Annotated in this window: 19 protein-coding genes; 12 read left to right on the forward strand and 7 right to left on the reverse strand. The window is 60.9% G+C overall.

What is annotated here, in order from left to right; genetic code table 11:
- Positions 1-53 precede the first annotated feature (53 nt).
- The gene (locus tag BFP95_RS15730) at positions 54-1,631 is read left to right on the forward strand and encodes a flagellar hook-length control protein FliK (RefSeq protein ID WP_065872703.1); all 1,578 of its coding nucleotides are present in this window, start codon (positions 54-56) and stop codon (positions 1,629-1,631) included.
- A complete protein-coding gene (locus BFP95_RS15735) occupies positions 1,628-1,957 on the forward strand; it encodes an EscU/YscU/HrcU family type III secretion system export apparatus switch protein (RefSeq protein ID WP_065909891.1) in 330 nt (109 codons plus the stop codon). Before BFP95_RS15730 ends, BFP95_RS15735 begins: the two co-directional genes overlap by 4 nt.
- A gap of 1 nt (position 1,958) precedes the next feature.
- On the opposite strand, the gene BFP95_RS15740 is transcribed toward BFP95_RS15735, so the two are convergent.
- The 3 genes from BFP95_RS15740 to moaB form a co-directional block, all read right to left on the reverse strand.
- Positions 1,959-3,215, reverse strand: coding sequence for a hypothetical protein (locus BFP95_RS15740; RefSeq protein WP_139114655.1), 1,257 nt, complete (start codon positions 3,213-3,215; stop codon positions 1,959-1,961).
- Positions 3,216-3,318: 103 nt separating this feature from the next.
- A complete protein-coding gene (gene glp / locus BFP95_RS15745; RefSeq protein WP_065909893.1) occupies positions 3,319-4,545 on the reverse strand; it encodes a molybdopterin molybdotransferase MoeA in 1,227 nt (408 codons plus the stop codon).
- Entirely contained in the window at positions 4,529-5,068 is a 540-nt protein-coding gene (gene moaB / locus BFP95_RS15750) for a molybdenum cofactor biosynthesis protein B (protein WP_048729884.1), read from the reverse strand. Before moaB ends, glp begins: the two co-directional genes overlap by 17 nt.
- Positions 5,069-5,144: 76 nt before the next feature.
- On the opposite strand from moaB, the gene mobA reads away from it, so the two are divergent.
- Together mobA and BFP95_RS15760 are read left to right on the forward strand one after the other, a co-directional pair.
- On the forward strand, positions 5,145-5,747 hold the full coding sequence (mobA, locus tag BFP95_RS15755; RefSeq protein WP_065872707.1) for a molybdenum cofactor guanylyltransferase MobA: 603 nt from the start codon (positions 5,145-5,147) through the stop codon (positions 5,745-5,747).
- 79 nt (positions 5,748-5,826) lie between these two features.
- A complete protein-coding gene (locus BFP95_RS15760) occupies positions 5,827-6,048 on the forward strand; it encodes a YgdI/YgdR family lipoprotein (RefSeq protein WP_010211805.1) in 222 nt (73 codons plus the stop codon).
- Between the two features lie 55 nt (positions 6,049-6,103).
- Here BFP95_RS15760 and BFP95_RS15765 read toward each other — a convergent pair whose 3' ends face one another.
- From BFP95_RS15765 to BFP95_RS15775, 3 genes are all read right to left on the reverse strand, one after another.
- Positions 6,104-6,994: a pseudouridine synthase gene (locus tag BFP95_RS15765; RefSeq protein ID WP_065909894.1), complete on the reverse strand. Its 891-nt coding sequence runs from the start codon at positions 6,992-6,994 to the stop codon at positions 6,104-6,106.
- A 72-nt stretch (positions 6,995-7,066) separates the two neighbouring features.
- Positions 7,067-7,402: a transcriptional regulator gene (locus BFP95_RS15770; protein WP_065872709.1), complete on the reverse strand. Its 336-nt coding sequence runs from the start codon at positions 7,400-7,402 to the stop codon at positions 7,067-7,069.
- Positions 7,403-7,476: 74 nt separating this feature from the next.
- Positions 7,477-7,713 carry a glutaredoxin family protein gene (locus tag BFP95_RS15775; protein WP_065882540.1) on the reverse strand — a complete coding sequence of 79 codons (237 nt, stop codon included), beginning with the start codon at positions 7,711-7,713 and terminating at the stop codon, positions 7,477-7,479.
- Positions 7,714-7,862: 149 nt separating this feature from the next.
- On the opposite strand from BFP95_RS15775, the gene BFP95_RS15780 reads away from it, so the two are divergent.
- A complete protein-coding gene (locus tag BFP95_RS15780; RefSeq protein WP_083207091.1) occupies positions 7,863-9,599 on the forward strand; it encodes a cation:proton antiporter in 1,737 nt (578 codons plus the stop codon).
- Here BFP95_RS15780 and BFP95_RS15785 read toward each other — a convergent pair.
- On the reverse strand, positions 9,586-10,794 hold the full coding sequence (locus BFP95_RS15785; RefSeq protein ID WP_065872710.1) for an ammonium transporter: 1,209 nt from the start codon (positions 10,792-10,794) through the stop codon (positions 9,586-9,588). The genes BFP95_RS15780 and BFP95_RS15785 overlap by 14 nt on opposite strands.
- Before the next feature lie 360 nt (positions 10,795-11,154).
- Here BFP95_RS15785 and BFP95_RS15790 point away from each other — a divergent pair, with 360 nt between their 5' ends.
- The 7 genes from BFP95_RS15790 (at position 11,155) to BFP95_RS15820 (ending at position 16,296) form a co-directional block, all read left to right on the forward strand.
- Entirely contained in the window at positions 11,155-11,469 is a 315-nt protein-coding gene (locus BFP95_RS15790) for a DUF883 family protein (protein WP_065872711.1), read from the forward strand.
- Positions 11,470-11,471: 2 nt separating this feature from the next.
- On the forward strand, positions 11,472-11,855 hold the full coding sequence (locus tag BFP95_RS15795; protein WP_033901397.1) for a phage holin family protein: 384 nt from the start codon (positions 11,472-11,474) through the stop codon (positions 11,853-11,855).
- The gene (locus tag BFP95_RS15800) at positions 11,852-12,187 is read left to right on the forward strand and encodes a hypothetical protein (protein ID WP_065882429.1); all 336 of its coding nucleotides are present in this window, start codon (positions 11,852-11,854) and stop codon (positions 12,185-12,187) included. Before BFP95_RS15795 ends, BFP95_RS15800 begins: the two co-directional genes overlap by 4 nt.
- Positions 12,188-12,280: 93 nt before the next feature.
- A complete protein-coding gene (locus tag BFP95_RS15805; protein ID WP_065909896.1) occupies positions 12,281-13,444 on the forward strand; it encodes an EAL domain-containing protein in 1,164 nt (387 codons plus the stop codon).
- A 71-nt stretch (positions 13,445-13,515) separates the two neighbouring features.
- Positions 13,516-14,847: a deoxyguanosinetriphosphate triphosphohydrolase gene (locus BFP95_RS15810; protein WP_065872714.1), complete on the forward strand. Its 1,332-nt coding sequence runs from the start codon at positions 13,516-13,518 to the stop codon at positions 14,845-14,847.
- A gap of 171 nt (positions 14,848-15,018) precedes the next feature.
- On the forward strand, positions 15,019-15,420 hold the full coding sequence (locus tag BFP95_RS15815; RefSeq protein WP_065872715.1) for a response regulator: 402 nt from the start codon (positions 15,019-15,021) through the stop codon (positions 15,418-15,420).
- Between the two features lie 249 nt (positions 15,421-15,669).
- Positions 15,670-16,296: a response regulator transcription factor gene (locus BFP95_RS15820; RefSeq protein WP_065872716.1), complete on the forward strand. Its 627-nt coding sequence runs from the start codon at positions 15,670-15,672 to the stop codon at positions 16,294-16,296.
- Positions 16,297-16,304 lie beyond the last annotated feature (8 nt).

A 16,304-nucleotide genomic window follows, 5' to 3' on the forward strand; every position in this document is an offset into this window, starting at 1 on the left:
ACATGTGATGCCCTACTCTAAAGAGGGCAATTTCCCCAGAGACGACGCGCGCGATGACCGGTGAGATCAACCTTCCTACGCTTCCACCTGCTACTGCGGCCGGGCCCAGCCTTGCGCCTGCGGCCGGTGAATTGCTGAAACTGCTGGAGCCGCAGATCGGCTTGATCGACCCCGGGAAAACCGCGAACGCCGAAGTGATCGCCCTGAAACAAGGCGGTGAAGCCTTTCAGTTGCTACTCAAATTGACCTTGGAAGGTGGCCGCCAGACCCTGGTGCAAGCCAGCAGCGCCCAACCCTTGCCGCTGGGCAGCAATGTCGCGGTCAGCCAGACGCCCGCCGGCAACCTGACGCTCAGCCTGCAGCAGGCCTTGAGCGCGAATGTAGCCGCCCTCACCCGCATCGATACCAATCAGATGCCGGTGGGCACGCTGTTGCAGGCCAAGGTGCTGACCACCCAAATGCTGCCCCAAGGCACGGCGCAACCGGCGATTTACCGCTCACTGGTGACCGTGCTCAACAGCGCACTGACGGGCGCCACCCTGACCGTGGAAAGCCCGCAGCCGTTGCGCGTCGGCAGCCTGCTCAGTGCCGTGGTGCAGAACGCGCAAACCTTGAATTTTGTACCCTTGAGCGGGCTCAAGGATCAGTTGGCCGTCACGCAGCAACTGTCGACCCAACAAAGTCGCCAAGGCTCGCTGGATGCGGTGTTCACTGCGCTGCAAAACCTGCCGCGCGGCGACAGCACCTCCGCCAACCTGCGCGCCGCCGCCGACCGTTTGCTGGCCGCCTTGCCGGATTTGGCCCAGGTCAGCAACCCCAAGGTGCTCGCGCAAGTCATCCAGAACAGCGGGGCGTTTCTTGAAGCCAAGCTGCTTGCCGGGCAAAACCCGCAAGTTCCCCCACTGGACATGAAAGGTGCCTTGCTGCGCCTGGTCGCGGACTTGTTGCCCGCCCTGCCCGCCAGCACCAACCTGAACGCCATCCTCGCCGCCAATACCCTGGCCCAGGTGCTGCCCAACTTCGTACGCAGCCCGCTGAACACCCTCGGCCAAGTCAGCGCCCGACAGCTGCCCGCTGGCTTTCCGCTGCCCGAACGCCTGATGGCCAAACTGGAAGGCGAAGGCGACCTGGAAAACCTGCTGCGCCTGGCCGCCGGGGCTATCTCGCGCTTGCAAAGCCATCAACTGTCGAGCCTGGAGCAGACCGGCACCACCGCCGACGGTCGCCTGCAAACCACGTGGCAGTTGGAAATCCCTATGCGCACCCTGCAGGACATCGTGCCCTTGCAGGTCAAGTTCCAGCGCGAAGAACCGGCGCCGGACAAAGACCAGCCCGAACGCAAAGACAAGAAGGACGCCAAACAGATGCTCTGGCGCGTCGAGTTGGCGTTTGATATGGAGCCACTGGGGCCGTTGCAGGTCCAGGCGCAACTGAGCCAGGGCAAACTGTCCAGCCAACTGTGGGCGACCCGGCCATTCACCGCCAGCCTGATCGAAAGCCACTTGGGCAACCTGCGCGAACGCCTGGTGACCTCGGGCCTCAACGTCGGCGACCTCGACTGCCACCTCGGCACCCCGCCGCGCGGGCCCAAAACCGGATTGGAGCAACGCTGGGTGGATGAGACCGCATGAAAAACCCAAGCCCACCGCGCCAGGCGATTGCCCTCAAGTACGACGGCCAGCAGGCACCCAACCTGACGGCCAAGGGCGATGATGCCCTGGCCGAAGCGATCCTGAAGTTGGCGCGGGAAAATGAAGTGCCCATCTATGAAAACGCAGAGCTGGTGAAGCTGCTGGCGCGCATGGAGTTGGGCGACAGCATTCCGGAGGAGTTGTACCGCACGATTGCCGAGATCATTGCGTTTGCCTGGACGTTGAAAGGCAAGTTTCCGGTGGGGTATGACCCGCATGCGGGGCCGGTGGAGCGCGACGTGACCGAACGTGGGGATGACTACTGAATCAGCCGGGCATCACACCGGCCAACACGCGGGCCGCGACCGACGTGGCAACGGGCTTGCGCTGCGCATGCTGCTTCAACGCCTGCTCGAACGTCTGCCCCTCGTACCGCCGCAATGCTGCACCGAACGCGCTGGCCTGAGCCGGCGGAAGTGGAGCAGTGAAGGCCTCGATGAACTGCGCGTTAATGACGGTGTTGCGAACATTGTCTATCTCCGCCTTGATGGAACGGCTATCTCGGGCAGTAACATGATCGAACAGGACCTGATCCTTGATCACAAACGCCTTCGTACCTGGTGCGCGCTGGGCGACGAGCACGTTTTGCTGACCGTCCCAGGCCGACAGTGAATACTCTTTGAGCCTGCCCTGATTGCTCTTGACCGACTCGATACTCTGGCCACGATGCTCCAGACCCGCACTGAAAAACTGGCTCAGGACATTGAAGTCCATCACCGCCTCATCCGTCCCACGTTTGAGAATCCGGCAGCACAAGGTCGCCAGGTCCACCTGGATATCATGGAAATGCAGCTTGGGCGCTTGGCTCAAACGTGCGACATCGGCGATCTTCTGATTGAAGTCATTTGGCCACAGGTACAACGCGTCCCGCGTCAATGGCTGCCCCAAGCGCTTTTCCATAGGCCCCATGAACTGCTGAACCAGTGCCGCGCCCTGATCATGCACTTGCAGCATGCTGGTACCGGGCATACGGTTCTGGATCATATTCTTCACAACATCGGTGTTGAGCGCGAACTGGCCAGTCAGAAAGGTGGTTTTACCCGCTGACGGCGCACCGCGAACTATCGAGACATCTTGCGACACGGCAGGTGCCTGGTCGTGGAGGATTGACTGGAACTGCGTCAGGTACTTCTCTGCCAACTGCGCCGTCAGATTTTTCAGGATGTTGGCATTGAGGCTTTCCACCTCAGGCAGCCAGACGTTTCTTTTGCCCAGAGCCTGCGCCAGTGTTGGCATACTGCTGTCAGCCGCAGCCGGGTTGGACCAGCCCAACCGCTCGTTATCCTGCAGCCGTTGCAACTGCCCTGGGTTGCGCGTCAACGCCTGCCAGGAAGTAATATTCGGATCGGCGATCATGCAGGCAAGTCGCTCTCGATAATTGTCCTCGGAAGGCGGCCGGCCAATCAATTCGCTCAAGACCCTACGCGCATTGGTTGAATTGATTGAGGCTGCAGTGAGCATGCCGGGCTCGGCGTAAACGGGCGCCTCCACGCTATTAATGGATGTAGCACGTTGGATAGTCATCGTCAGTCCTCCAGTTAACCAGAACTCGGCAAATTAGCCTGCCCGCTCAGGTTTACTCATAGGACTTTTCTTGAGCGTCAGTCAGCCACCGATGAACTGCGCGTCAGCCCATTACTTCACTCAAAGGAATGAAGTTGACCCGGTCGCCAATCGTCAATGTCGTGCCTTCCAACACCTCCACAAACCCTTGCGCCCACGCCGCACTGCGCAGCACGCCGGAACTCTGGTTGCGATAGATGATCGCCTGGCCCTGCTCGATACGCCCGCGCAGGTATTCGCGACGATTGCCCGGTTTGGGCCACACGAACCCCACCGGCACTTCAAAGCGCAGCGGCTCGACATCTTGCACGCCTTGACGGCGCAACAAATAAGGGCGCGCTAGCAGCGCAAACGTCACCAGCGTCGAGGCCGGATTGCCCGGCAGGCCGATCACCGGCACGCCTCGGAAGTGGCCGAAGGTCAGCGGCTTGCCTGGCTTGATCGCCAGTTTCCACAGCGCCAGCTCACCCTCTTCACGCAGGGCAATGCCGAGGAAGTCCGCCTCGCCTACCGACACACCGCCGGTCGACAGGATCAGGTCGACATTGCCCAGATCGGCCAGGCGAGTGCGGGTCCGGTCCAAGTCATCGGGCAGGATGCCGGCGTCGATCACTTCGCAACCCATGCGCGCCAGCCATGAGCAGAGCACGCCACGGTTGCTGTTGTAGATCTGCCCCGGCCCGAGCGGCAAGCCCGGCTCGATCAATTCATCGCCGGTGGACAACACCGCCACACGCGGTCGGCGTACTACTGCCAGGCAATCACGGCCAAGGGAAGCGGCCAGGCCCAGCTCAATCGGGCCCAGGCGCGTGCCGGCCGTTAACACAAGCTCGCCTACGGTGGTTTCCTGGCCTTGGGGGCGGATGTTCTGATCGATGTGCAGGGCTTCGGTGAAGCTCACGCGCTCGTCGGCGTGAACCACAGCGTTTTCTTGCATTTCCACACAGTCAGCACCTTCGGGAACCGGCGCGCCGGTGAAGATCCGCGCGCAGGTGCCGGTGGCCAGGGGCTGTGGCGACTGACCTGCGAAGATGCGCTGGCTCACTGCCAACGGTTCACCGGTCCAGTCCGCCAAGCGCACGGCGTAACCGTCCATGGCGCTGTTCGGCCAAGGCGGCAGGTCGAGCGTAGAGATCAGGTCCTGGGCCAATACACGGCCATCGCAGTCAGCCAGGGGCAGCGTTTCCTGCTCGCGGATCGGCGCGGCTTCGGCCATCGCCAGCAGTTTTTGCAAGGCCTCTTCCACCGGCATCAGGGCGCCGGTCTTGCCAGGCTTACCCACGGGATTCACAAGGCTCGGCCTGCTTCAGGTGCGGTACGAAGTTGCACGGGCGATGACGGTTGTCCAACTGCTCGGCGAGGATGCCATCCCAGCCGGTACGCACCGCATTGGTGGAACCCGGCAGGCAGCACACCAGGGTGCCATTGGCCAAGCCTGCCAATGCGCGAGACTGCACGGTAGAGGTGCCGATATCAGCCACGGATATCTGGCGGAACAGCTCGCCAAAACCGTCGACCTGTTTATCGAGCAGGCAACTGACGGCCTCAGGCGTGCTGTCACGGCCGGTGAAGCCGGTGCCGCCGGTGATCAACACCACTTGCACCACGTCTTCGGCGATCCAGTGGGCGACTTGGGCGCGGATTTTGTAAAGGTCGTCCTTGAGCAGCACGCGCTCGGCCAGGGTATGGCCAGCGGCGGTGAGACGGTCGACGAAGACCTGGCCCGAGGTGTCGGTGTCCAGGGTGCGGGTGTCACTGACGGTCAATACAGCGATATTCAGGGGTACGAAGGGCGCATCTGCCTTGGCGTTCATGGCACGGTCCGGTTGTCGAAGGAACAGCCCGATGTTATATCACAGGCCCCCCTTTTGCTGCCGTTGCGGAACCGCCATGCCTATCGACTCATCCCCCCTGCCGTGTTCGATCCTGCTGCTATCCGGTGGGCGCGGGCAGCGCATGGGCGGCCAGGACAAAGGCCTGTTGGATTGGCGTGGCCAGCCCTTGATCGCGCATCTACAGAGCCTGGTGCGACCGCTCACGGATGACCTGATCATCTCGTGCAACCGCAACCCGCAACAGTACGCCGTCTATGCCGACCAACTGGTGAATGACGACAGCCCGGACTTTCCCGGCCCGCTCGCCGGTATCCGTGCGGGACTCGCCGCCGCGCGCCACGCGCACCTGCTGATATTGCCGTGCGATGTACCGCATATCGACGCCCGATTGCTCGCCGACCTGCGGCAGACAGCGCAGCGCAACCCGCTACTGCCAGTGATGGTGCGCCATGGTGAATTCTGGGAACCCTTGATCTGCATCATCCCTACCCACCTGCAAACTGAGGTAGAACAGGCATGGCGTGCGGGTGAACGCAGCCCACGCAAGATCTTCCTGCAACTGGGTGGCGTGGGACTGGAGTGCCCGGCGGATGACCCGCGACTGGCCAACCTTAATACGCCCGAGCTGTTACAGACGCTGTCGGGCATGTCAGAATGAACCTCGCATCAGGAACTTTGTCGGCGCCGCACGCGTCACAAGGTCAGCAATTAAAAAGTATTCTCTCGGAGACAAACTCATGACTCAACGGACCATCGCCGCTCTCATGCTTGCACTGGGCCTCGCCACCCTCGCCGGTTGCGCCTCGCCGACAGTGATCACCCTGAATGACGGTCGCGAAATCCAGGCCGTCGACACCCCGAAATACAATGAAGATTCGGGTTTCTACGAATTCGAACAACTTGACGGCAAGCGCACCCGCATCAACAAAGATCAGGTTCGCACCGTTAAAGACCTGTAAGTCTTAGCGTTTGCCACAAGGCCCGCCTCGCGCGGGCCTTGTCGTTTCCGAGGGGTTACCAGTCCAGGGTGATCTCGCTGCGGAAGCTGCGCTCTACGCCGGTGACCGGGTCGATAAAACGCACGCCCTGGGCCAGCAGCTTGAGTGGGTTGGCGTAGTCGTCCACCGCGTCCTTGATCACATCCGGGTAGAACGGGTCGTTACAGATACTCGCGCCAAGTGCGGCCATGTGCACACGCAACTGGTGCTTCTTGCCGGTCACGGGAAACAGGCCGTAGCGCCATAGATCGCCATTCTTTTCGCGCACTTCCACAGCCGTTTCAGTGTTGGCGGCGCCAGACCCCTCCTGCATACGAAAGAACGGCTCGCCATCGACCAGGCGGCTTTTATGCACCCTGGGGAACGCCAGTTCAGGCAAGGCCGGTGCGATGGCCTCGTAGAATTTATCGATCTTGCGCGTGGGAAACAGTTGTTGATACGCGGAGCGGCTGGCCGGGTTGGCCGAGAACAGCACCAACCCCGCCGTATGCCGATCGATGCGATGCAAGGGCACCAGCGATGGATTGTCGAGGCGGCGAATCAGGCGCCGCAGCAGGGTTTGCTCGACATATTCACCGGCCGGGGTCACGGGCAGGAAATGGGGTTTGTCTGCCACCACCAGGTGCTCGTCGGCGTACAGGATGGTTTCCTGTACGGGGATGATTTTCTCGTTGGGCACTTCGCGGAAGTAATAGATGCACAGCCCTTCCTTGTAGGCCAGGTCCTGGCTGATCGGGCTGCCGTTGATATCCAATACGCGGCTGCGGGCGATGCGGTCCAGCCAATGTTCACGGCTGATCGCCGGGAAGTGTTCGCACAGGCAATCCAGCACCGTCGCCCAAGGGCCCGGTGGCAAGTACAACGTACTGGCTTGATGCTCGGAGGCGATAAAAACAGAAGTGGACATGCAGATGCTCAAGCCTTGGGAAAACCGGCAGGCATTATCCCGCATTGCGCGGGATTGAGCCTAGGGCGAATCTCAGGCCTTGGCCAACGCGGCCCGCAGAACCTTCGAGGCACTGGCGGCGTCGGTGAACTCCTTGAGCCAGCGCAGCACGTCCACCGCTTCCCAGCGGCCCGGGTCGTACAACGCGTACAACAAGCCCTGGTAACCCACCACATCCAGCTGCTTGTGATAACCGGCGCGCTGGAACAGCGCCTCGATCTCGGCGAAGCAAGTATTGAAATGCACTTTATTAAACGGCGTCTTGCCTTCCGTGACCAGGCCGTCAAGGCGCAGCTCGTTCACCGCGTCGCGCACGACATCGGCGGACATGCGATTGACGCTGCTTTTCAGTTGTTCAACATTCACCACGGGCGTTCCCTCTATTCAATCGCTGTACAAACATACAGTAACGTAATAATCGGAAACCTGCCATCGCATAAAACTCAGCGAAGGAAGGCGACAACCTGTTGTGTGTCGAATGGCCAATCCAGTTCCGCCCCGGTGTCTACCCGGCGAAGCACCGGGATCCGCAGGCCGTAGGCTTCGGTCAGGTCTTCGGGGTCGGTGATATCCACCAGTTCCACCAGCAACCCGTGTTCGACGAGCGGCATGATTTCGGCTTCGGCGATTTCACAAAGATGGCAACCCAGGGTGCCGAATAACTGGCATTCAGGAAGCATGGCAATGGACCTGGTCAGAAAACAGGCCACCATTCTAAGCTCGGTTACGGCCTCTCGCCCACCCTCACTAAAACCCTGACCCAGGTCACCATGGCGTATAACTGATTCGGCGATTCTCGCGGCTTTTTGCCTGCCCCCTAGCAACGGAGATGCGTGTGTTTGCCAACCTGCTGATCATTTTGGCCTCATCCCTGGTGGTGATTGCGCTGTTTCGCCGGTTGCGATTGCCGCCCGTGCTGGGCTACCTGTGCGTCGGCCTGGCCGTGGGGCCCACCGCGCTGGACTGGGTGAATGACAGCGAGGACCTGCCCGACCTCGCCGAACTCGGTGTGGTGTTTCTGCTGTTCTCCCTGGGCCTGGAATTTTCCCTGACCAGGATGCTCGCCTTGCGCCGTGTGGTGTTTGGCCTGGGCAGTTTGCAGGTGCTGGGGTGCGCAGTACTGCTGGGCGGATTATTGATGGCCTTTGGTGTGGCGCCGGGCATCGCCCTGTTGCTGGGGGCCGGGCTGGCGTTGTCATCCACGGCGATTGTCAGCAAGGAGCTGACCAGCCTTGGTGAAATCTTCAGCAGCCACGGCCAGAACGCGATTGGCGTGTTGCTGTTTCAGGACGTAGTGGCGGTGTTGCTGCTGACCCTGGTGCCGGTGTTTGCCGGCACCGGTGAGCAAGCCTGGTACCTGGCGCTGCCGCTGACACTCGGCAAAACCGTGTTCTTGTTTGTCGGCCTGCTGCTCGCCAGCCGTTGGCTGTTGCCGCGTTTGTTCCGCGAGGTCGCCGCCTCCCATTCGGCAGAGCTGTTTGTGCTGCTGGCGCTGGTGATTGTGTTGCTGACCGCCTGGCTCACCCACCTGCTTGGGCTCTCCCCTGCGCTGGGTGCGTTCCTCGCCGGCATGTTGTTAGGGGAAAGCCACTACCGCCATCAGATCGAGGCGGATATCCGCCCGTTTCGCGACATCTTGCTGGGGCTGTTTTTCGTCAGCATCGGCATGCTCATCGACCTGCAACTGTTCGTCAGCCATAGCCTGCTGATCCTCGGCATGACCCTGGCATTGATGGTGGCCAAAGGCTGTGTGGTCGCCGCGCTGGTCAAGCTGCGTGGCAGCGACAGTGAAACCGCCTGGCGCAGTGGCCTGGCCCTGGCCCAGGGTGGCGAGTTCTGTTTTGCGTTGATGGCGCAGATGCAGCAAAGCCGTCTGATCCCGGATGAATTCAACGGCCTGCTGCTCGCTGCCACGTTCTGTTCGATGTTGCTGACGCCGCTGCTGTTGCGCGCCGCACCACGCATTGCCCTGCGCCTGCACCGCAAGCCCAACCAGCAAGTGCAGTTGGAAGAAATCACCGCGCTGAACGCCGAGTTGCGCGGGCACGCAGTGATTTGCGGGTATGGACGCGTAGGCCAATCCATCGGACGTTTCCTGCGCAATGAGCAACAGGCGTTTATCGCCCTGGATGACGACCCGGAACGGGTCCAGGAAGCCACGACCGAAGACAGCAGCGTGCATTACGGCGATTGCCGGCGTGGTGCCCTGCTCAGTGCAGTCGGCCTGGAGCGTGCACGGTTGGTGGTGATTGCGGTGGACAACAGCGACGTTGCCTTGGTGGTGTTGAAAGAAGCGCGCCGGATCAACCCCGAAGTGCCGATTCTGGTGCGCACCCGCGATGACAGCCAACTGGCCGAACTGAAAGCCGCGGGCGCCAATGAAGTGGTGCCCGAGCTGTTGGAGTCGAGCCTGATGCTCGCCTCCCATGCCTTGATCCTGCTAGGCCTGCCGGACCAACAGGTACAGGCGCGTGTCGATGAAGTGCGGCAGAACCGCTATCACCTGCTGCACGGTTTTTACTCGCACCCGAACAACGCAGAAGAGGCGCCGATCAATCCTGACTGACCGCGCCGATCTTGTGGATCGACAGGTCCGCGCCGTAGTACTCCTCTTCCTGGCTCAGGCGCAGCCCGGTCACGCGCTTGATCACGCCGTACACCAACAGGCCGCCGGCCAGCGCCACCAGCACACCGAGGGCGGTGCCGATCAACTGGCTGATCAGGCTGACACCCCCCAGCCCACCGAGGGCGGTCTGGCCGAAAATGCCACAAGCGATGCCGCCCCACACCCCGCACAGGCCGTGCAACGGCCACACACCCAGTACGTCGTCGATCTTCCAGCGATCCTGGGCCGCGATGAAGAACCACACGAACACACCACCGGCGACTGCCCCCGTGACCAGCGCGCCCACCGGGTGCATCAGGTCGGAGCCCGCGCAGATCGCCACCAGCCCGGCCAATGGACCGTTATGCAGGAAGCCTGGGTCATTGCGACCGATGACCAGGGCCGCAACCGTGCCGCCGACCATGGCCATCAGCGAATTGACTGCCACCAGGCCACTGACGCCGTTTAGGGTTTGCGCGCTCATCACGTTGAAGCCAAACCAACCGACGATCAAAATCCACGAGCCCAACGCCAGGAACGGAATGCTCGACGGCGCAAACGCTACCAGGCGCCCGTCGCGGTAGCGCCCATTGCGCGGGCCAAGCAACAACACCGCCGCCAGCGCCAGCCAGCCGCCCATGGCGTGCACCACCACGGAACCGGCAAAGTCGTGGAAGCTGGCGCCAAAGGTCGCGAGCAGCCACGCCTGCAGGCCGAAATTGCCGTTCCACACCATGCCTTCGAAAAACGGGTAGATAAACGCCACGATCAACGCCGTTGCACAGAGCTGCGGCGCAAACCGCGCACGCTCGGCGATACCGCCGGAAATAATCGCCGGGATCGCCGCCGCGAAGGTCAGCAGGAAAAAGAACTTCACCAACCCATAACCATGATCGGCACTGATCACAGCGGCCGGTTGCATGAAGCTCACACCGTAGGAGATCCAATAGCCTATAAAGAAATAGGCCAGCGTGGAAATGGCGAAGTCGCTGAGGATCTTCGACAAGGCGTTGACCTGGTTTTTCTGGCGCACGGTGCCCACTTCCAGGAACGCGAAGCCGGCGTGCATGGCCAGCACCATGACCGCACCGATCAGGATAAACAGGGTATTGGAACTATGGACGAGGGTGTCCACTGCACTTTGCAGATTTTCCATGGAGGTTGGCAGGCCTGTAATAAAGGCAAAAAGCACCAAAGCGGTTCAAGCCAGGGTTGCGCGCACTAAATTGGCACCGCCGGCCCCACCCCTCTACAGAGGATGTGAACCGCTTTAGCGCAGCGATCAACACAACAGGCCGTTGCCGAAAGGGTTTTTCCGCGGGTTTCAGTTATTTAGGGTAAGGTTTTTCAAGGCATTGCCTAAAGCCGCCCGGATTCAGCGCAAGCCCCGGGGCCTGCGCACCAAGGCAAAGCAAAAGCTGTACCAGACAATTGCACTGAACCTTCACCGATGCCGGTGACTCGAAACCACTACGTATCGAACCGACGTACCGATCAGCCAATCACGGAGATAACCATGGCCAGAAGAACTGCAAAGACTGCTCAAGAAATATTGATGGCGGATTTTCAAACCTTGGTGACTGACACCGAACGGTTGCTGGATGACACCAAGGTGCTTGCCGGTGACCAGGCCGATGAGCTGCGTGCGAAGATTCATGACACGCTGCTGCAGGCCCGCGAAACCCTGAAACAGACCGAAGAGTCCCTGCGCGAACGTGGCCAGGCGGCGGTCACCGCCACTGAAGATTACGTGCAGGCCAACCCTTGGCAGTCGGTGGGCATTGCCGCCGGCGTGGGCTTTCTGATCGGCCTGTTGGCCACAAGGCGCTAATCATGTCTATCGGCGAAACTGGCTCGTCCACGGGCACTACCTCAAGACGTTTGGGCGCGGCCGTGTTGGGCTTGCTGCACAGCCACGTCGAATTGTTTGGCATTGAATTGCAGGAACAGAAGGCCCGCACCGTCAGCCTGCTGCTGTTTGCCGGCCTGGCGCTGGTGTTTGCGCTGCTGTTGCTGGTGGGGCTGTCGACCTTGGTGATGATCCTGGTGTGGGACACCGGCTACCGCCTGACCGGGATCATCTGCCTCTGCGTGTTCTACACGCTGGCCGCAGCGTTCTGCGGGGTACGCTTGAAAGCGGCGGTGTTCGATGAGTCCACGCCGTTCCACGCCACCCTCGAAGAGCTGGCCAATGACCGGGAGCGCCTGCTGCCATGACTCAACTACCGACAAACACCTCACGGCGGGAAATGCGCAAGGCGTTGATTCGCCTGCGCATGGAAATGCACCGCCAGGAGATTCGACACGAATCCCAGCAATTGATGTCGCCCTTGAACAAGGTGCGCAACCTGGGCCAGAACTTTCAGGACGGCCTGGGCATCAAGCACGCGCCGCTGTGGGGCGTGGCCGCTGTGACGCTGATGGGCTTCTTTACCGGTAAGGGCGCCAAGGGCGGCGGTATCGGCAGCCTGACGCGCATGGTGCGCCTGGGCGCCGGCTTGATCCCGCTGATCAAACTGGCCATGCAGGGTTCATCGCGCAAAGGTTGAGCCTGGCTGGCTGCATTCTTGCTAACAGAATCGGCCCGACCCTCGTTTTCGAGGGCCGGGCCTTTTTTTCGCCACCTCGCTTAAGGAGGCCCCGTGATCGACGGGCAACCGCTCGCCTGCTTCCAGCCATTTATCGACACCGCCACCGGCCGCATCGCCGGCGTTGAGGCCCTGGGCCGTCTGCGCCAGGCTGACGGCCTCTTGCAGTCCGTGGGCCCGCTGTTCGCCGACCCACGCACGCCGGGCGTGACCTTGCGCCGTCTCGACCGGCAGATCCGTGACAATGCACTGAGCCGCTTGCACGAAGCCCCCGAAGATTGGTTCCTGAGCTTGAACATCTCGCCGCGCTGGATCAATCGGCTGCGCCCGGGCCAAGCCTTGCCGAGCCTGAAGCAGATCCACAGCCATGGCGTCGACCCACGACGCATCGTGTTCGAGATCACCGAACTGGGCGGCGACATCCAGCGCCTGGCCGACGTGGTGGTGCGTTATCGCGAGGCCGGCGCGCGAATCGCCATCGATGACTTTGGCGCTGGCTATTCGCAGCTCGACCGGGTGCTGGCATTGCAGCCGGATATTCTCAAGCTGGACATGCGCCTGTTCCAGGCCGCCGCCCGCGGCGGGCCGAGCAGCGAAGTGGTCAGGGCATTGGCGCAAATGGCGGAGAAGACCGGGTGCTGGATCATCGCCGAAGGCGTGGAAACCGAGGCGCAGTTAAGCTTCGCCCTGGAGTGTGGTTCGCGCTATGTGCAGGGCTATCTGTTTGCCCAGGCGCAGCTGGACTGGTTCGCCGCCGACGCCTTCGTCTCGCGTTTCGCCCAGTTGCGCACCGCGTATGTCCAACAAAAGCTCGCAGAGCGTGGGCGCATCATGCAATTGCGCCAGCAATTGGCCGAGCTGATGAACATCCTGCAAACCTGGGCGCAGGCCCAGGCGCCGCTGAGCGAGTTGCCGCAACTGCCGGCCTTTCCCTGGCTGCTGCGCTTCTACCAGTGCGACCGGCATGGCACGCAGCTGACCCCCAACTTCGAATGGCGCCAGGACGCCTGGCAGGCCGACAGTCGCTACCTGGGCCATAACTGGTCGTGGCGCCCGTACTTCTATCACCTGCTGGCCGAGGGGTGGGAGGAGCGGCGCCTGACCCTGTCTTCGACCTACCGCGACGCGACCACCAATCAGTATTGCCTCACGACCGGACAATTCTTCGATAACGGTCAGCGTTTGCTGTTAATCGATATCGACGCAGCCGGGCTGTAGATTTTCGCTTGCCCAGGCCGCGCTGAACCGGGAAGCTGGGAGGGTCATTCACCGTACGGAGAGTACCCGCCTTGGATTGGCCCACCCTGCTGACTCGCGAACGTCTTGGCAAACCGCTGCACAGCCCGGAAGAACTGGGGCGTAGCCCGTTTCACAAAGACCACGACCGTATTATCTTCTCCGGCGCGTTTCGCCGCCTGGGCCGCAAGACCCAGGTACACCCGGTCTCCAGCAACGACCACATCCATACACGCCTGACCCACTCCCTGGAAGTGAGCTGTGTGGGCCGCTCCCTCGGCATGCGCGTCGGCGAGACCTTGCGCAGCGCCCTGCCCGACTGGTGCGACCCGAGCGACCTGGGCATGGTGGTGCAATCGGCCTGCCTGGCCCACGACATCGGCAACCCGCCATTCGGGCATTCCGGCGAAGACGCCATCCGCCACTGGTTCCAGCAGGCTGCAGGGCGCGGCTGGCTGGACGACATGAGCAGCGCCGAACGCAATGACTTCCTCAACTTCGAAGGCAACGCACAGGGCTTTCGTGTGCTCACCCAACTGGAATACCACCAGTTCGACGGCGGTACGCGCCTGACCTACGCAACCCTGGGCACGTACCTGAAATACCCCTGGACCGCCCGGCACGCGGACTCGCTGGGGTACAAGAAACACAAGTTCGGCTGCTACCAGAGCGAGCTGCCGATCCTCGAGCAGATCGCCCACAAGCTCGGCCTGCCGCAACTCGAGGATCAGCGCTGGGCCCGGCATCCGCTGGTGTATCTGATGGAGGCGGCAGACGACATTTGCTACGCCTTGATCGACTTGGAAGACGGTCTGGAAATGGAGTTGCTGGAGTACACCGAAGTCGAGTCGCTGCTGCTGGACCTGGTGGGCGATGACCTGCCACAGACCTATCGCCAGCTCGGCGCCCAGGACTCCCGTCGACGCAAGTTGGCGATCCTGCGTGGCAAGGCCATCGAGCATTTGACCAACGCGGCGGCACGGGCCTTCGTGGAACAGCAAGACGCTTTGTTGGCCGGCACCCTGCCCGGGGATCTGGTGGAGCATATGCACGGCCCGGCCAAACGCTGCGTCCTGGATGCCAAAGACATGGCGCGCAAGAAAATCTTTCAGGACAAGCGCAAGACCCTGCATGAGATCGGCGCCTACACCACCCTCGAGATTCTCCTGAACGCCTTCTGCGGTGCCGCGCTTGAGCAACATGGCGGGCGCACGCCGTCGTTCAAGAACCGGCGCATTCTCGACTTGCTTGGCAACAACGCGCCGAACCCCGAGTGGCCGTTACACGCGTCGTTCCTACGCATGATCGACTTTATCGCGGGCATGACCGACAGCTATGCCACCGAGATGGCGCGGGAAATGACCGGACGCTCCAGCCCTCAATAACGAGCACGATCACGTCGCCTGTTTCCTGAAAGGAATCTGCCTACAAAGGGAACAGAGCGGCCTGATCGAATTCGCACAACCACCCGATGAATAATCACGCACGCTCCCGGCGACCCTGGCGATCTGTTCCTACGCGCCCCCATCGACGCTTGACTCACCGCGTGGCCCCCAATGCCCAACTACCCACTTCGTATCCTGCTGGTGGAGGATCATCCTTTTCAACTTCTCGCCACCCAGTGCCTGCTCAGAAGCTTCGGCTTCGCCCGGCTGACGCCAGCCGAAAACGCCGAGCAGGCAATCTGTTTGATGTCACGGGCCGAGGAGCCTTTCGACATCATCCTCTGTGACCAATGCTTGCCTGACCTGCCCGGACTCGAACTGATTGATATCGCCAGCCGCCGACGCTTTACCACGACCGCCATCCTGCTGAGCGGATTGCCCGTGGCGGAACTCGCCAGCCTGATATCCCAAGCGGCAGATCGTGGCCTGCCACTACTCGGTTACTTATCAAAGCCACTGAACAAGAATGAACTTGCGCACTTGCTGTGCCCTTTACTTAAGTTACAAATGTAGGAATTAAACATCATGGACTGACGAAAAACGTCGGCGCCGCACCCGTTAAATCCATGACAGCAGCATTTAGTTCACTCACTGCCACAGCACTGACATATCGCTTCACAACGCCTTAGCAGCCGGTAGGCATTTACCTTTTCTCATGTAGGACTTTTCCTGTTTTATATCTACTTCCCCCTCGACTCATGCTCCTCCCTCCTCTTCTAAGCTAATGTGCCCGCTTTATTTGCACTTGCATGGAATGTGATCATGAACTCAGTTTTTATTATCGATGACCACCCTGTTATACGACTTGCCATCCGAATGTTACTGGAGCACGAAGGGTACAAAGTGGTGGGCGAAACGGATAACGGCTGCGACGCCATACAAATGGTCCGCGAATGCCTGCCTGACCTGATTATCCTGGACATCAGCATTCCCAAGCTGGATGGGCTGGAAGTGCTCTGCCGCTTCAACGCGATGAACACGTCAATGAAGACCCTGATCCTGACAGCCCAGTCCCCCACCCTCTTCGCCACACGCTGCATGCGCTCGGGCGCCGATGGCTACGTGTGCAAGGAAGGCGATTTGAGTGAGTTGCTGAGCGCCATTCGCGCGGTGTTGTCCGGCTACAACTATTTCCCGAGCCAGGCACTGAACAGCAATGGTGTAGACGGTGTGGAATCCCAGGAACTCGAATTATTCAAGACCGTCAACGACCGCGAACTAATGGTATTGCAACTTTTTGCACAAGGCCGCACCAACAAGGAAATCGCCAAAGGTATGTTTCTGAGTAATAAAACAGTAAGCACTTATAAAAAGCGGCTGATGCAAAAACTTCAAGCCAAATCCTTGGTAGAACTTATCGAGATGGCAAAACGAAACGCGCTAGTGTGAGAAAGCGG

The organism is Pseudomonas sp. 58 R 12, from assembly GCF_900005865.1.
In the GTDB taxonomy this organism is placed as follows: domain Bacteria; phylum Pseudomonadota; class Gammaproteobacteria; order Pseudomonadales; family Pseudomonadaceae; genus Aquipseudomonas; species Aquipseudomonas tritici.

What these genes read in the sequence shown, in the direction of transcription:
- BFP95_RS15735 (WP_065909891.1), top strand. Translation starts at nt 1,628, where the DNA reads ATGAAAAACCCAAGCCCACCGCGCCAGGCGATTGCCCTCAAGTACGAC.
- BFP95_RS15790 (WP_065872711.1), top strand. Translation starts at nt 11,155, where the DNA reads ATGGCCAGAAGAACTGCAAAGACTGCTCAAGAAATATTGATGGCGGAT.
- BFP95_RS15820 (WP_065872716.1), top strand. Translation starts at nt 15,670, where the DNA reads ATGAACTCAGTTTTTATTATCGATGACCACCCTGTTATACGACTTGCC.
- BFP95_RS15765 (WP_065909894.1), bottom strand. Translation starts at nt 6,994, where the DNA reads ATGTCCACTTCTGTTTTTATCGCCTCCGAGCATCAAGCCAGTACGTTG.
- BFP95_RS15795 (WP_033901397.1), top strand. Translation starts at nt 11,472, where the DNA reads ATGTCTATCGGCGAAACTGGCTCGTCCACGGGCACTACCTCAAGACGT.
- BFP95_RS15780 (WP_083207091.1), top strand. Translation starts at nt 7,863, where the DNA reads ATGCGTGTGTTTGCCAACCTGCTGATCATTTTGGCCTCATCCCTGGTG.
- BFP95_RS15775 (WP_065882540.1), bottom strand. Translation starts at nt 7,713, where the DNA reads ATGCTTCCTGAATGCCAGTTATTCGGCACCCTGGGTTGCCATCTTTGT.
- BFP95_RS15740 (WP_139114655.1), bottom strand. Translation starts at nt 3,215, where the DNA reads ATGACTATCCAACGTGCTACATCCATTAATAGCGTGGAGGCGCCCGTT.
- moaB (WP_048729884.1), bottom strand. Translation starts at nt 5,068, where the DNA reads ATGAACGCCAAGGCAGATGCGCCCTTCGTACCCCTGAATATCGCTGTA.
- mobA (WP_065872707.1), top strand. Translation starts at nt 5,145, where the DNA reads ATGCCTATCGACTCATCCCCCCTGCCGTGTTCGATCCTGCTGCTATCC.
- BFP95_RS15730 (WP_065872703.1), top strand. Translation starts at nt 54, where the DNA reads ATGACCGGTGAGATCAACCTTCCTACGCTTCCACCTGCTACTGCGGCC.
- BFP95_RS15760 (WP_010211805.1), top strand. Translation starts at nt 5,827, where the DNA reads ATGACTCAACGGACCATCGCCGCTCTCATGCTTGCACTGGGCCTCGCC.
- BFP95_RS15815 (WP_065872715.1), top strand. Translation starts at nt 15,019, where the DNA reads ATGCCCAACTACCCACTTCGTATCCTGCTGGTGGAGGATCATCCTTTT.
- BFP95_RS15785 (WP_065872710.1), bottom strand. Translation starts at nt 10,794, where the DNA reads ATGGAAAATCTGCAAAGTGCAGTGGACACCCTCGTCCATAGTTCCAAT.
- BFP95_RS15800 (WP_065882429.1), top strand. Translation starts at nt 11,852, where the DNA reads ATGACTCAACTACCGACAAACACCTCACGGCGGGAAATGCGCAAGGCG.